Source organism: Kribbella sp. NPDC051620, assembly GCF_044453825.1.
Classification (GTDB): domain Bacteria; phylum Actinomycetota; class Actinomycetes; order Propionibacteriales; family Kribbellaceae; genus Kribbella.
Window position 1 is genome coordinate 539,078 of the sequence record NZ_JBITDB010000001.1, and the last position, 15,182, is coordinate 554,259.

12 protein-coding genes are annotated in these 15,182 nt (G+C 67.1%); 4 read left to right on the forward strand and 8 right to left on the reverse strand.

The annotated features are described in order from the left end of the window. The first annotated feature begins 83 nt into the window (after positions 1-83). Positions 84-1,328 carry a cytochrome P450 gene (locus ACIA12_RS02400; RefSeq protein WP_396365002.1) on the forward strand — a complete coding sequence of 415 codons (1,245 nt, stop codon included), beginning with the start codon at positions 84-86 and terminating at the stop codon, positions 1,326-1,328. Between the two features lie 69 nt (positions 1,329-1,397). Here ACIA12_RS02400 and ACIA12_RS02405 read toward each other — a convergent pair whose 3' ends face one another. The 8 genes from ACIA12_RS02405 to ACIA12_RS02440 form a co-directional block, all read right to left on the reverse strand. Further along, complete coding sequence (locus tag ACIA12_RS02405; protein WP_396365003.1) at positions 1,398-3,188, reverse strand: ABC transporter substrate-binding protein; 1,791 nt, start codon at positions 3,186-3,188, stop codon at positions 1,398-1,400. A gap of 24 nt (positions 3,189-3,212) precedes the next feature. Continuing rightward, positions 3,213-4,469, reverse strand: coding sequence for an ATP-grasp domain-containing protein (locus ACIA12_RS02410; RefSeq protein WP_396365004.1), 1,257 nt, complete (start codon positions 4,467-4,469; stop codon positions 3,213-3,215). Further along, complete coding sequence (locus tag ACIA12_RS02415) at positions 4,466-5,623, reverse strand: NAD(P)/FAD-dependent oxidoreductase (protein ID WP_396365005.1); 1,158 nt, start codon at positions 5,621-5,623, stop codon at positions 4,466-4,468. Before ACIA12_RS02415 ends, ACIA12_RS02410 begins: the two co-directional genes overlap by 4 nt. A 6-nt stretch (positions 5,624-5,629) precedes the next feature. Beyond that, positions 5,630-7,282: a class I tRNA ligase family protein gene (locus ACIA12_RS02420; protein WP_396365006.1), complete on the reverse strand. Its 1,653-nt coding sequence runs from the start codon at positions 7,280-7,282 to the stop codon at positions 5,630-5,632. After that, entirely contained in the window at positions 7,279-7,746 is a 468-nt protein-coding gene (locus ACIA12_RS02425; protein WP_396365007.1) for a cupin domain-containing protein, read from the reverse strand. The genes ACIA12_RS02420 and ACIA12_RS02425 overlap by 4 nt, the downstream gene beginning before the upstream one ends. A 3-nt stretch (positions 7,747-7,749) precedes the next feature. Then, positions 7,750-9,285, reverse strand: a complete 1,536-nt coding sequence (locus tag ACIA12_RS02430) for a PqqD family protein (protein WP_396365008.1) — start codon at positions 9,283-9,285, stop codon at positions 7,750-7,752. A gap of 35 nt (positions 9,286-9,320) precedes the next feature. After that, positions 9,321-10,625, reverse strand: a complete 1,305-nt coding sequence (locus ACIA12_RS02435; protein ID WP_396365009.1) for a SidA/IucD/PvdA family monooxygenase — start codon at positions 10,623-10,625, stop codon at positions 9,321-9,323. A 70-nt stretch (positions 10,626-10,695) separates the two neighbouring features. Next, complete coding sequence (locus ACIA12_RS02440) at positions 10,696-11,235, reverse strand: hypothetical protein (protein WP_396365010.1); 540 nt, start codon at positions 11,233-11,235, stop codon at positions 10,696-10,698. A gap of 100 nt (positions 11,236-11,335) precedes the next feature. On the opposite strand from ACIA12_RS02440, the gene ACIA12_RS02445 reads away from it, so the two are divergent. The 3 genes from ACIA12_RS02445 to ACIA12_RS02455 all read left to right on the forward strand — a co-directional run bounded on the left by ACIA12_RS02445 (position 11,336) and on the right by ACIA12_RS02455 (position 15,163). Beyond that, positions 11,336-12,352, forward strand: a complete 1,017-nt coding sequence (locus ACIA12_RS02445) for a biotin/lipoate A/B protein ligase family protein (protein WP_396365011.1) — start codon at positions 11,336-11,338, stop codon at positions 12,350-12,352. Positions 12,353-12,523: 171 nt separating this feature from the next. Beyond that, positions 12,524-13,261, forward strand: a complete 738-nt coding sequence (locus tag ACIA12_RS02450; protein ID WP_396365012.1) for a class I SAM-dependent methyltransferase — start codon at positions 12,524-12,526, stop codon at positions 13,259-13,261. 192 nt (positions 13,262-13,453) lie between these two features. Further along, positions 13,454-15,163: a DUF222 domain-containing protein gene (locus tag ACIA12_RS02455; protein WP_396365013.1), complete on the forward strand. Its 1,710-nt coding sequence runs from the start codon at positions 13,454-13,456 to the stop codon at positions 15,161-15,163. Positions 15,164-15,182 lie beyond the last annotated feature (19 nt).

The window sequence follows — 15,182 nt, forward strand, 5'->3', positions numbered from 1 at the left end:
CTCTGGTGGGGTGACGGCGACACATCGCGGACCGCGTGTGCCCCCGCGTCGTCATGCCCCGCTGGCAGGAGGATCGGACCAATATGACCATCGAAATCCACCGGGACCTCGACCGGATCCCGGACGACTTCATGCAGAGGCCGTACGAGATTCTCGAGCCGTACCGCAAGGCGGGCCGCGTGCACCACGTGGTCTTCCCGCACGGCGCCGACGTCTGGCTCGTCACCAGGTACGCCGACGTGCGGACGCTGCTGCAGGACCCCCGGGTGAGCAAGGACGGGACCCGGATGAACGAGATGTTCGCCCGGCACACCGGCACCTACGTCGAGACCGACAAGCCCGACGTCGGCTTCGACGACGAGCTGTCCCAGCACATGCTGAACACCGACGCGCCCCGGCACACCCGGCTGCGGGCCCTGGTCAGCAAGGCCTTCACGCTGAAGCGGATGGAGAACTTCCGCGACCGGATCGAGGAGCTGGTCGGGCAGTACCTGGACAAGCTCGAGGGTCGCGACGACGTCGACCTGGTGACCGAGTTCGCCCAGCCGCTGCCGATCGTGATCATCTGCGACGTGCTCGGCATCCCGTTCGAGGACCGCGAGCGGTTCCAGCAGTGGGCGGTCGAGCTGGTCGGCGCGGGGCATCCGCCGGAGGTGGTCGAGCAGGCGTCGAAGAACGTCCAGGAGTACGGCCAGTCGATCATCGAGATGAAGCGCAAGAACCCCGGCGACGACATGGTCAGCGCGATGATCGAGGGCAACCCGGACGGCGACCGGCTGACCGACGACGAGCTCGTCGCGATGATCTTCCTGTACACCGTGGCCGGCCACATCACCTCGCAGCACACGCTGTCGAACGCGATCCTGAGCCTGCTCACCAACCCGGACGCGATGGCCCGGCTGCGCGGCGACCTGGGGATCATGTCGCAGGCGATCGACGAGCTGATGCGCTACGACGGCGGCGTCGGGGTGGCCACCTTCCGGTTCTCGCTGGAGGACATCGAGATCGGTGACACGGTGGTGCCGAAGAACAGCATCATGGCACTGTCGATCCTGTCGGCGCACCGCGACGAGGAGCAGTACGAGAACCCGGACAAGCTGGACCTGGACCGCAAGCCGAAGGGCGTCCTGGGGTTCGGTCACGGCCCGCACTTCTGCATCGGCCAGCCGCTGGCCAAGATGCAGACGAACATCGCGCTGACCCGGTTGCTGGAGCGCTTCCCGGACCTGCGGATGACCGCCGACCCGAAGTTCCTGGAGTGGGAGCCGAGCACGCTGCTGCGCGGTATGCACCACTTGCCGGCGGCAACCACCCCGCTGAAGCACTGAAGCACTAGACCGAAGACAAAGAGAAAGCCGCCCCAGCTTCGGCTGGGGCGGCTTTCGTTGGCTTCCGGATCAGTCCTCGACGTAGTACCAGTCCTCGGGGTTGATCAGGCCGTACGGGTTGCAGGGCTCCACCCCGCGCAGGTTTTTCGCGACCTCGAACATCCGGTTCGGGAAGCCCGGCGACCAGATCGTCGGCACCTGCTCGGCGATGTAGTCCTGGTAGGCGTACATCGCCTCCGGGTCGTCGCTGTGCACGGTCGCGTCGATCAGCTTGTCGGCGGTCGGGTCGGAGTAGTCGCCGAAGTTGCTGCCGCCGCCGGTGGCGAACAGCATCTCGCCGGTCAGGTGACCGTAGAACGACCAGCCGCCGTTCCAGGTGTTGATCTCCCACAGCCGCTTGGCCGGCTGGTTCGGCGCGTGGTCCTCGGCCACCATCACCGAGCCGTAGACGGGCTCCAGCTTGAGCTCGATACCGGCCTTGGCGGCGTCCTCCTTGAAGATCTGCAGCAGCTTGAGCAGCGCGTCCTTGCCTTCGACGTACCGGATCGTGAAGGACAGATGGGCGCCGATCTCGATGCCCTCACCGGCGCACCCGGCGACCTCGCCGGGCTGGACGCAGCCGGCCGGCATCGTGCTGGTGTCCCAGCCGTGCGCGCGGAGCAGTTCGTCGGCCGCCGCTGGATCGAACGGCATCGGGTTGTTGCGCTGCTTGGGGGAGACGTGCGGGTTCGGCGGCGAGGGCGGGATCGGCCCGTCCATCCGGTAGGCGTTGCCGTTGAAGACCTCGGCGATGATCCGGTCCTGGTCCAGGCACATCTGCAGCGCCTGCCGGACGTACGCGTGCTTGTAGATCGCCGCGGTGTCGGAGTCGTTGTCGAAGTTGAAGGGCATGTACCGGAGTACGAAGACGTCCTGCGGCACCACCCGGTACTTGTCCGCCAGCGGGTCAGGGCTGCCGTCCGTGATCTCCATCCCGGGCGGCAGGTAGCCGATGTGGATGCCGTCCTCGGCGTCCGGCCCGGCCAGCAACCGCTGGTACATCAGCTCGTCGGTGTCGTTCTGCACCTGGCGGAACTCGGCCAGCTGGGGCTTGTTCGGGCCGGAGTAGTTCTCGTTCGGGACGAAGGTGACGAGGCCGTCGAGGTCGTAGCTCTTCAGCTTCCACGGGCCGCTGACGACGCTCCAGACCGGGCTGTCGGCCCAGCCGCCGCGGTGCAGGTTGGCCTCCTCGGTCCAGTCGCCGTTCTCCGAGACCAGGTAGGCGTAGACGGCCGGGATGTCGTCCTTGTCGAACGACGCCCGCGCCGGGCCGTCCGCGGTCCGGTCCCAGGCCTTCGGCATCGGGGTGATCAGGGTCAGCTGGTTCATCTCGACCCAGGTCTTGGAGTAGACCTCGTTGAAGGTGAACCGGACCTTGTCCTCGGCGATCTTCTCGTACGACGACAGGTTGTCGGGGAAGTAGCCGGGCACGTAGTACCCGAGCCGGTCGCCCTTGACTGCCATCATGTTCACCCAGAACATCACGTTGTCGGCGCAGATCGGCTCGCCGTTGGACCACTGCCAGTCCTTCAGCGTGACGGTCACACTCAGGCCGTCGTCGCTCCACTCCGGCGGATACGCCAGGCTGCGGTCGTAGTCGACGCCGGCCGCGCCGTCCTTGCCCAGCCAGTACAGCGGCCGGAACATCAGGATCTGGAACTCGTACAGGTTCCGGATCCCGATCCGCTCCCGCGGCGTGAACGGGAAGATCGCGGCCGGCGGGAAGCCGGGGTTGCAGGCCCAGGTGACGATGCCACCCTTGACTGGCCGGCCCGCCTCGGACGGCTGGCCGGAATCCTGCGTGGTCAACGTTGTGGACATCAGGTCACCTTTCGTGTGGATCTCTTAGGCCGTTGCCGGCAGTGCGAGCCGTACGTCGATCTGCGCGGCGAACTCGTACGCCGTCGCGATCGCCTCGTCGAACGTCGCGCCGCTGGTGCAGAGGAAGCCGAGGATGTTGTTGCCGTCCGGAGGGCGCCGCACGATGTCGCCCGGCTTGGCGGTGATCTTGAGGAAGAACACCCGGTCCGACTCGGCCACCGCGGGCGGCACCGTGATCTGCTCGATCCGGCCGGGCGCGCTGATCAAGCAGGTGCCGGCCAGGTGGACGCCGGTCGGGTGGTAGTGCTGGACCTCGGGCTTCACCCCGGCCGCGACCGCCATCGTCGCGCGGATCGGGCAGTACCCAGTGCTCAGCCGGGCGAAGTAGTCCAGCCCGCCACCTCCGGGCCGTACGGCGATCTCGAGCATGTGCGGTTTGCCTTGGTGGAAACGGACTTCGGCATGCATCACGCTCCGCTTCAGTCCCTGCGCGCGGGCGGCCTTGCTGACGACCTCGTGAACGGCGGCCAGCTGGTCCGCGTCGAGCGTGGTCGGCGCCTGATGGGCGTCGTCGTCGAAGGTGTTGCCCTCGATCGTGATCCGGTCGACGATCGAGCCGAGATAGACCTCCCCATCCCAGGCGAGCGCCTCGATCTGCATCTCCCGGCCGTCCAGGAACGACTCGACCAGCAGCCCGTACGGCCCGAGGTCGAGCCCGTCGGGTTCCATCCGGAACCACGACATGCCGGCCATCCCCTCCAGCGCCTGCGGGAACCGGGTCCGCAGCTCGTCCGCGCTGTCCACCTTGAAGACGAAGTTGCTGGCGGCACCCAAAGTCGGCTTGAGGATGATCGGATAGCCGAACTCCTCGGCCGCTTTCAGCGCCGCGTCGACGTCAGGCACCAGCCGGTACTTCGGTACCGGCGCTCCGCCGCGCTCCTGAGCCTGCCGCATCAGCAGTTTGTTCCGGCTGATCCGGGCCGCGTCGAGACCGACGCTCGGCAGCCCGAGCGCCTCGGCCACCGCGGCGACCGTGAGCACACCGGACTCGGAGAAGGTGAGCACGCCGTCGAACCCTTCGACGGCATGCCATTCCTGGGCCGCCTTGATGATGTCGTCGATGTGCTTGGAGCCGGCTATCCGGTACCGGTCGGCGGCCCAATAGCCTTCCTCACCCAGGCCGTTGAGCACGAACAGCGTGCCGCCGAACTCCTCGACCTGGTGATAACGGGACTGGTAGTAGCCGGCGTTCTGCACGGCCTCCAGAGCGAGCAGCTTCACAGCGTCAACTCCTCACCGACCGCGGCGAGTTGTCGCGGCCTGTCGATCGACTCGAGACCGGTCGCGCGGGGCGAGTCACCCACCGCGCGATCGGCGATGGCCCGGGCGATCTGGGGTGCGAACTTGAAGGACATCCCGCCGCACGCGGCAAAGGCCCAGACAGTGTTTGATCCGTACGCAGCCAGCAGCGGCCCGCCCTGGGTGCGCTCGGCCAGGTAATAGCCGTCGTTGGCGCCGACCACGCCGGCCGGGTCGAAACCGTCGATCAGCTGGCTGAAGAGGTCGATGAGGTGATGACGCCACTGGTCCGGCGTACCGCGGTCGGTCATCTCGTCCACCGGCCGGCACGCGCTCGCCGCGCTCAACCGCATCGGCGCCTCCGACTGCGCCACCGTCGGCATGAACCAGGCATCGCGGTTCGGCCCGAGTCCCAACACGACTGGCATCTCGGCCCAGTTCCGGCGACAGGTCGGCGGCCGGTAGGAGAGCACGCTCTGCCGGTACAACGTAAGGTCCGGCCCGACCGAGCCGGCCAGCAGTTCGCGCGACCACGGCCCGGCCGCGATGACCACCCGATCCGACGACTGCGTCGCGCCGTCGGCGAACCGGACAACACCGTCGCCCTCGACCTCGGACACCGCGACGACCTGGCGGTGGGGGAGCAGCCGCGCCCGGGGATGCTCAGCAAGCCACCGGGCCATCGCGACCAACGCATGGTCGGCCAGCAGGACGCCGGCTGTCGCCTCCAGCACTGCGGCGCTGCCGAGGGGGAAGTTGACGCGCGGATACCAGTTGGCCAGGTCCTTCGGTGACAACGCCCAGGCCTTCGCGCCGTCCGCGGTGAGCTCGGCCAGTTCGAGGTTGGCCTGCTCAGCCGGCATCGCCGTGAGGGCACCGGTCGGGTGATAGAACCGCGTGCCGAGCAGCCGCTCGACATCCAGCCAGGCGGAATGCGCGCCCGCGGCCGCAGCCGTCAGCACCGGGTCGCCCCGGTGCAGCGCGCGGGTCACCCGGAGCCGGTCGTTCGAGGTGGCCAGCGGTGACGGGATCGGACCGGCGTCCACCAGATCCACCTGGTGGGCGCCGGACGCGCGGACGCACTCGATCGCGGTGAGCAGCCCGATCACGCCACCACCGACCACCGTGATCCGCATCCGGGATCACCCACCTCCGGCGAGCGCGCCGGCCGGCTCAGCCGAGAGGAGCGGCGGGGCGAACGGTTTGATATCCGCAGCCTCGAAAGCTCCTTTGGCCAACAGAGCATTCAAATTACCGTCAAAGACGCCTGCTTCTTCCGCTGCGGTGACAAGGTCGATCAGGAGTGGGGAAGCCAACGCCAGCAGGGCTTTGACCTCGGCGAACAGGTCGCCCCAGGCTTCCGGCTGCTCGTCCAGGCCGATGCCGTCGAGGGCTGCCGCGCGGCCGCGCAGGCGGTCGAGCTGGGTCAGGACGGTGTCTGCCGCCCGGTTCAGGTTGAACGTCGGCATCTCGTAGAACAGGTCGAACCGCTCCAGCATCAGGACGATTCGACCGCGTCCGCCGGGGGTGACCGGCAGCCGGATGCTGTCGTCGCCGGCGTTGGCGACCGCCTTCGCGAGCGTTCCGGCCAACTGGTTCCAGGGACCGATCAGCCGGTCCTCGGCCATCTTGTCCAGCCCCGCCCGGCTGAAGGTCGACCGCTGGTACTCCGGGGCCGTCAGCGCCAGGTACAACCGGGCGACATCCCGCGGTACCTCCTTCAGCAGCTCCTGCGGCGTCAGCACGTGCCGCTTGCTGGTCGAGAACTTCGAGCTCTCCAACTCGTAGAACTCGTTGTTGATGATCGATTCCGGCCAGACGTACTTGTCGCCGTGCGCCATCAGCATCGCGATGTGCGGCAGGCAGAAGTAGTACGCGTTGTCGAAGCCGAGGAAGTGCACGATCCGCAGGTTCTCCGCCTTGCGCCACAGCTCACCGGGCACGGTGTCGCGGCCGAGCTTGCTCGCGGCGTACGACGTGGTGAACATGCCGGCCGGGATGAGCTCGAGCCAGGCGTTCAGGACCTGGCCGGGTACCTCGGGGAACTGCGCGTCGATGCCCCAGTTGAGCGGGAACGTGATCGGCACGTCCTGCAACGGGCGCGCCAGCAGCTCGGCGATCATCTGCCGCACGTGCGGGCGGCGGTGGGTGGCCAGCGATTCGTGGTACTTCGTCAGCCGGTCGCGATACTCCTCCAGCGGCAGCACCATGATGGTGGCTTCGCGGTAGGTCAGCTTGTCGTCGGGGTTGATCGTGGAGTGCGGGTTGAGCAACTGGTCGAAGTTGTTCGGGTGGCAACAGGTCTCGCACAGGCCCCCGCGACTGCTGCTCAGGCAGACCGGGCAGTCGCCCTCGATCAGGCCCTCGACCATGAACTCGCCGGTCCGCTCCAGGTACGGCAGCCGGACCGTCTTGACCTTGAAGACTCCCGCGTCGTGCAGCGCCTTGAAGTATTGCAGGACCGTTGCCTTGTACATCGAGTCGAACGGGCCGAAGCCGTCGTACGAGATACCGATCGCCTGCAGCGCTTCCTGGATCTGGACCGTCGAGCGCTTGCAGAGCGCCTCCGACGTGATCCCCTCGCGGGCGGCCGATGCGACCACGTAGGTCTGGCTGTCGTCGGTCTCGGTGGTGAAGATGACGTTGCGGCCGCGGGCTCGCTGGTAGCGGGCATACACGTCACCGGCCAGGTACGGACCGGCGATGTGGCCGAGATGCATGCCGCCGTTGGGGGTGGGGTTCGGGCCGAGGACCAGGACGGGACGGTCGTCGTCCTTGGGCAGTACGCCGGTCACGCGGTGACTCCTTCGCGCTCTGAGTTCTCGATCGCCGCGGCGGTCGCCGCGTTCTCTGCTTCCTTCTCGCGGGCCTCTGCAGCGAGCCGTTCGGTCTCCGAGCCCGCGTACTCGGCCAGGAACCGGTGCGACATCTCCGGGTCCCACCAGATGCTGGTGAAGACGAAGTCCTCGTCGTTGTGGTTGTGCACCCGGTGCAGCTGGCCCGGCGTGAAGTAGCAGACGTCACCGGCCCGGAAGGGCTGCCGCTCGCCACCGCACTCGACCTCGACCTCGCCGGAGACGGCGACGAAGATCTCCTGCTCGTGGTGGGTGTGCAGCTTGGAGACCGTGTTCGCCCGGCAGACGGCGTACGAGACCTCGAACGGCGCGTTCAGCACCGCCCACGGCATCAGCCGCTGGGTGTCGACGCTGTACTCGTGCACGAGATTGTCCCGATCCAGCCGGGAGATGTGTACGACCATGGGTTAACGTCCCGAAATCTGCTCGAAGGTGTTCGGACCGTTCTCGGAGTGCTTGGTCTCGATGACCGCCTTGTGCGGATCGCCCTGCAGGATCAGGTCGATCACCGGGGCGCCGCCGCCGCCGGGGGTCTGCACGGACCGGCTGTAGAGCACCCGCAACTGGCTCGGTTCGAGTCCGCTGATCCGCTCGAGCTCGGCGGCCAGCTCGACGTCGTTGGTCACGCCGGCCAGCAGGCTGTGCATGTCCGCGACCCGGTCGGCCAGCTCGGGGTGCTCGCGCTCGATGAACTGTTGGAGCCCGGCGCCCTGCCCGGCGAAGGGGGAATAGGTCATGCAGACCAGGTGGCTCTCGGTGAGAGCGAAGGTCTCCAGCGCGTACTCCTCGGCCAGTAGCCGCATCCGCTTCAGCGCGTCCGGGGAGTCGTACCTGGCCCGCATCGTCTCGATCAGGCCGGCCGGGATGTCCTTCTTGCGCATCAGGCCGAGGGCGAACTGGACGTACTCGGCCATCCCCTCGTCGTACGAGCGCTGGAACAGGTGCTCGGCCTTGATCCCGCGCAGATGCGCCATCAGGGCCGGGTTCGCGCAGTCGGACTCGGTGAAGCTGAACGCCAGGTCGTCGAACTGGAAGCCGAGGAAGCCGGTCAGCAGCTCGAAGTGGTCGCCGGCCGCGTAGTCGGTCTCGTCGTAGATCGAGAAGAACTTCAACCGGTCCGGGACGGCGGTGCTGACCTGCCGCTCGGCGATCGCGGTGGTCGCGTCGGGGCCGAGGATGTCGGTGAAGTAGGCGCCGGCGATGTCGTCGAGCTGGCCGAGCACCTTGCCGAAGCCGTTCTCGGTACTGGCGTGCTCGCGGATCGTGCCGGGGTCGGTCGCCCGGATCTGGCGGGCCAGCCGGCCGACCCAGGCGGTGTACTGGCGCTGCTCGCGCGGCGAGTCGCCGGTGATGATGATGTCGGCGCCGTCGCCGTACGCCGCGGCCACTCCGAACGCGTTGAAGACGCTGAGGTTGCAGGAGTTGCAGAACGTCGGCCGGCCGTCGGCGAAGGTGCGGTGGCCGGTCATCAGGATGTCCAGCCGGTTGCGCCGGATCACATGCTCGCGTTGCGGCGAGTCGACGTAGAACTCCGACACCTCGTCGCCGTCGACCAGCAGCAGCTCGCAGTCCGGGTCGTCGAACAGCCGCAGGGCCACGTACTCGCGGTCGATGTTCTCCATCACGGGTCGCGGCATGCCCGCGTGCCGGTTGGTGGCGACCCGCATCCGGAACGTCCGGCCGTGGACGCGGTACAGGATCAGCTGCATCGCGCGGACGAAGGCCAGCGTGTACGAGCTGTCCTTGCCGCCGCCGAACGCCACCATGACGAGGTTCTTCTCCAGCTCCTCGCGGTGTGGCAGCTCGGCCTGCAGCTTGACGGTGCACCGCAACGCCTCGGCCAGGATGGCCGGTGGCATCGCTGCCTGCAGGCCGGCGAAGGCCTGCTCCCGGGCCCGGGCCACGTCGTCGAGTGCGGTCCGTTCCAGTTCGACCATTGCCATCCGGGATCTCCTCGGGGTCGCCGTTCTGCCACCCGTTAGAGCGCTGCTGCCTCCTCGCCTGATACAGCGGCGGGGATCCGCTCGCGGTGGGCGATGATGTCGCGGCAGATCTCCTCGGCCCGCTGGGCCAGCACGCTGAGCAGGGTGTCGGAGATGCCGTGGGTCTGCTCGTTGACGCCTTGCAGGTAGCAGGCCGCGGCACTCGGTACGCCGAGCTCCAGCTGGTACCGCCGGGTGACGTCGATCCGGTCGAGGTCGAGACTGCCCGCCAGCTCGCGGACCAGCCGCGGCATCCGGGTGTCGAAGCCGGTGCCGAGGAAGACGACGTCGCGGTGCAGCTCGGTGACCACGCCGGTGCGGCGGTCGGTCAACTCCAGTACCAGCTCGTCGCCGGTCTCGCGGGCGGCCGTGATGTCGACCATAGGGATCAGGCGTCTTTCATTGCGGCCGTTGAAGCGGTCGAGGTAGAGGTCGGCGTACAGGTGCTCGAGCATCGGGGGAGTGACGACGGAGTAGTTGGTCCGGTACATCTCCTGCAGGATCTGCTCGCGCGCGGCCGGCCGGGCGTCGTAGAACTCGTCGACGAAGCCGGGGTAGTACAGCTCGTTGGTGAACTTGCTGGACGCGTCGGAGCTCAGCCCGATCGACCGCATCAGCCAGGCGACGTCACTGTCGGGCAGGTCGTCGCGCAGGGCGCGGAACATCTCCGCGGCGCTCTGTGAGCTGCCGACGACGGCGACGCGGTAGGGCAGCTCACCATCGAACTGGGCAACTCGCTGCCGGTACTCCGTACTGTGCACGACCCGGTTGGGCGGCAGATCGGCGAGCACCGGTGGGATGTTGGCCTCGCGACTGCCGCCGTACACGAGGTACCGGCTGTTGATCGTGCTGCCGTCAGCCAGCGTGGTGACCCAGCCTGTCACCGACCCGGTCTCGTCCTTCCTGGCCCGCATGGAGATGACCTCACGGCCGAGCTCGATCTTCACCTTCTCCAGCGACGCGGCGACCCAGCGCAGGTACTCGGTGAACTCGACCCGGTACGGCGTGAAGGTGCTCATGTTGACGAAGTCGTCCATCCGCCCGGTCTCGAACAGATGGTTCAGGAACGAGAACTTGCTGGTCGGATCCCGCTGCGTCACCAGATCCTTCAGGAACGACACCTGGCTGGTGGCCCACGGCATCAACATCCCCTGCTGCCATGCGATCTCCGAGTTCCGATCGATCAGCAGACTGCTCCGCGCCAGCTCCGGCGCCAGCTCTTCGAGCGCCACCGCGAGCCCCAGGTTCGACGGCCCGGCGCCGATGGCCAGCAGTTCCACGTCCACGCTCAGTTCCGACATCTGTGCCGCCCTCGTCTCGGGGTGTGATCACCTCCCTTCGAGAGCCTTCGGCACCGCCCCGCTGATACACCTACTCCGGTTCGGACAGCTGGGCGATGCGTCTGCGAAGGCGACCGGGGGCACGGAGCACGGTGACCAGCAACGGGACGTAGAGGGCGACGAAGAGCAGCCGCCAAGGGGATCCGGTGACGGCGCTCGCGACGGCGGAGATCAGAACCAGGCCGACGCCGACGAAGACCAGGACACGTGCTTTGCGCGTCTTGGCCAGGTGCTCCTCAGCGAGCCGGAGCGCGGCCGCCCGGACCTCGGGATCAGCGGGGACCGGACCCTTCCACGCTGCCTTGGCGGCCGCGCGGCGAACGTCGACCGGAGCGTCACCCATCGCCCGGTCCTGCAGACGCCAGCGCTGTTTGAGCGACCAGGTCAGGGGAGCGGCGATGAGCAGACCGGACACGGCGGCGATCAGCAGCTTCCAGGTCGCCGACGGATCGAGGTCGACCGGACGGACGGCGAACTGGATCGTCAGCGCGATGAACAGGAGGACCGTCACGCTCACCCAGTTGAGCAGGAGGAACAACCAGACGGGCAGAGCGTGCAGGCGGTCGCGCATGGCTGATGATCGCTTGCGGTGGGGGTCTTGAGGAACATCCTCCGGGCTTGGGTGGTTGGGTAGTGGTGTGCATGGTGAATACAAGGTGCCTGGTGGGAAGTTGGTTGTAGCTGATCTGGATGTCGTCGACGAGGTGGTGCGACGAGGGCGGATCAGCGGGGACTTCTTCCTGGAGCCGGATGACGCGCTGGAGCGGATCAACGGGGCGCTGACCGGCGTGCCGGTCGAGATGCCGGTGGCTCAGATCGCGGCTCGGGTTCGTGGGGTGCTGGGCGATGGCGTCGAGATGCTGGGGTTTTCGCCGGAGGCGGTTGCGGTGGCCGTGCGGCGGGCGCTGACGGGGGCTACTGCGTGGACGGATCATGCGTGGGAGTTCGTGCACGACGTACCGCGGGAGCCGGCGCTGCAGATGGCGCTGGATGAAGTACTGGCCGAGCAGGTCGGGTCGGGTCAGCGGCCGCCGACGTTGCGGATCTGGGAGTGGGCCTCCAACGCGGTCATCATCGGGAGCTTCCAGTCGCTGGCCAACGAGGTCGATCTGGCCGGCGCGGCCAAACACGACGTGACGGTGGTACGCCGGATCAGCGGCGGCGGCGCGATGTTCGTGGAACCGGGCAACACGATCACGTACTCGCTCTACGTCCCCGAGTCGCTGGTTTCCGGGCTGTCCTTCGTCGACTCGTACGCCTTCCTCGACGACTGGGTGGTCGGCGCGCTGAACGAGCTCGGCATCGCTGCGACGTACCAGCCGATCAACGACATCACCTCGCCGGCCGGCAAGATCGCGGGCGCCGCGCAGAAGCGGTTCGCCGGCGGCGCGGTGCTGCATCACGTGACGATGGCCTACGACATGGACGCCGCGAAGATGCTCGAAGTACTGCGGATCGGCCGCGAGAAGATGTCCGACAAGGGCACCAAGAGCGCCAACAAACGAGTCGACCCCCTGCGCAGCCAGACCGGCCTCGAACGCACCGAGGTGATCAACCGCCTGGTCGGCACCTTCGCCAACCGCTACGGCCTCACCGACGCAGCCATCGACGCCGAAACAGTCGCCGAGGCCCAACGCCGGGTCACCACCAAGTTCGGCACCGAGGACTGGCTGACCCGCGTGCCGTGATCCATCGTGTGATGTCCTGCGAGATGCTAGCCATGATTCGATGTGATGTCTCAACACATCGGTGACACTGATGGCCAACCAAGGCATGTGCTCGGGCCGACCGGACGCGCTCGCTTGGCGGCGTCGACTGCTTAGGGCGTGGTGGCCGGCGTCCGGTCATACACTGCCTGGATGTCCGGTCGATACTACGAAGCGGAACATATGGCCGCGTACGAGCGCCTTCGTCGCGAAGGCCTGAACCTATGGAACGCCCTGCACACAGGCGATACAGGCGTGGCATACGAGGACTTCCAGGCCCGTGATTTCCTGGATCGCGTGCTGCCGACCGGCGAGCAGGCCCACGGTCGTCGAGTGCTTGAGTACGGCTGCGGCACAGGCGCGGCCGCCTGCTTCCTTGCTCAGTGCGGCTTCCAGGTCGACGCTGTTGACCTTGTGCCGGACGCCATCGCGGTAGCCCGCCAGTTCGCCGAGGCGCGCGGCCTGGAGATCCGATTCGCCGTGCAAGACATCTGCAAGTGGCCGGATGCCGACGACCGCTTCGACTATGTGATCGACATCTTCTGCCTCCAGTCCATAGTCACAGACGTCGACCGCGGCAACGTCCTGGCGGGCGTGCACCGTCGGCTCCAACCTGATGGCCGGTATCTGATCAGCACCGCGATGTATGAACCCGGCCGCGTCTACGACGACGACCACTATGACCCGAGGACCGGCATCGTCTGGGCCCCAGTACCAACCCAGGTCACCGATTCGGTCCGATTCGGCAGCTCCTGGTACATCCCGAACCGCCGTCACCTGACGGCCGAGGCCCTGCGCCTCGAACTGGAGCGCCACGGCTTCCGGATCATTGAGCAGTCCGGGCAGTTCGGCGGCGAACTCGTTTGTACGCGGGCGGCCACACGCCGTTGATGGATGGGCAACGTCCCCAGTTCGGCAGATCCGGAAGGACATGCTCCTGCAGGCCGTGCCGAAGTGTCCACCAAGCGCCCCGGAAGTGTCACCGATGTCCTGATCCAGAACTGTCACCTATGTCTTGAGACATGACACCAGCCATGATTCGACGTTTTGACTTCATTCGAACGGGTGTTCTAATGTGACTGCATGAACAGTGGCGTGGTCGATCGGGAGTACGGCGGGCAGTCGTTCGCGGACGAACTCGACCTGCTGCTGGAGTCCGGGGTGATCTGTGCGCCGGAGGACCCGGAAAGTCCTGCCGGGCCGAGGTTTCTCGATGAGGCGGACTACTACGACGAGCTCCCCCCACTGTCGGCGGTCGACGCACTTGAGTGGCAGCTGTGGGCCGGCTTCGAGCAGGATGAGGCCGAGCGACGTCTACTGGCAGAGAACGCCCCTGCTTGGGTGTTCCTTCCGCCCGGCGCCGAGTTGGCCGCCGCGCTGGCGCAGGTTCGCCCTCAGTCGTTGTCCCCGATCGCTTTGATCGAACTGATGAAGGCATCCGCGCGGCAGACCGCGTGGAGTGAATCGATCCGGATCTCGGCGATGGCCGCTTTCTATCGGCAGCGCAAAGCCCAGGCTGCCGAACTGCCGGACGCCGGTGAGATCGACGTGCATGGCCGTCCGATCGATCCGGAGCGGTCGTGGGAGGCGGAGATCGCCTGCGCCTTGAAGTTGTCACCGCAGACCGTAGGCAAACACGTCGACACTGCCCTGCGGCTGACCAGTGTGCTGTCCAACACGCATTCCGCGTTGCGTTGCGGTGCGATCAGCCTGTCGAAGGCGATCTCGATCAGCAAGGCGACCGAGCAGCTGGATGACGCGAAGACCCGGGCCGTCGAGGATGCGGTGCTGAAGCGGGCACCGATCCAGTCACACGCCAACCTGCAGCGGTCGTTGAACCGTCAGGTCGCCAAGTACAACGCCAAGAACGCAGCCGACCGGCACCGTGAGGCGAAGGAGAAGCGTGAGGTCCGGATCGTTCCCTTGGACGATGGCATGGCCGGCCTGTGGATCGTCGACAGTGCCGACAAGATCCAGCAGATGTGGATCGTCATCCAGGCGATGGCCGACCTTGCCAAACGACGCGCCGGCAAGTCCGGCCCAACGACAGATTCCAGCACGCCGAGCACCACCAACAGCGGAGCGACGACGGACGTTGCATCGACGGATGATGGGACTGCGGATGGTGCGGCGGGTCAGCGGCCAGTTCCTCGTCGAACGGCCGATCAGCGGCGGGCCGATGTGGTCGCGGACCTGTTCGGCTTCATGCTGTGGAACGGACTCGACTGGCTCGGGCGGCGACTGCCCGACCAGCACCGACGCCGGCCTCACATCGAGGTCCTTACTCCCATCACCACGCTGCTCGGCATGGACGACGAACCTTGCGAGCTGACCGGGTACGGCCCGATACCAGCCGAAATGGCGCGACGCATCGCCGCTGACGGCACCTGGCGACGCATCCTGACCGACCCAGCGAACGGGGCCGTACTGGAGGCATCGACAACGCGCCATGACCCGGGGATGCTCGTCTCGGAGACCTTGCTTGCGGCCCATCCCACCTGCGACTGGGTGAACTGCAACCGAGCCGCCCGCGAATGCGATCGCGACCACGGCGCACCGTTCGCCCAGACCGGGATTACCCGGCTGGCCGACCTGCGCAACTACTGCGAACTGCACCACATCATCAAGGACACCCCCAGCTGGGGTTGGGTTGCTACCAACCACCCCGACGGCTCCACTACGCTCACCACTCCCACGGGTCATCGCTACACCACCCCACCCGCAACGCCCGGCCCTGTCCGCAAACCCCCACCAGCACCCACGGTCACCGGCGGCGAACAACCACCGTTCTGAGCTGCTGCTCCGAGGCTGC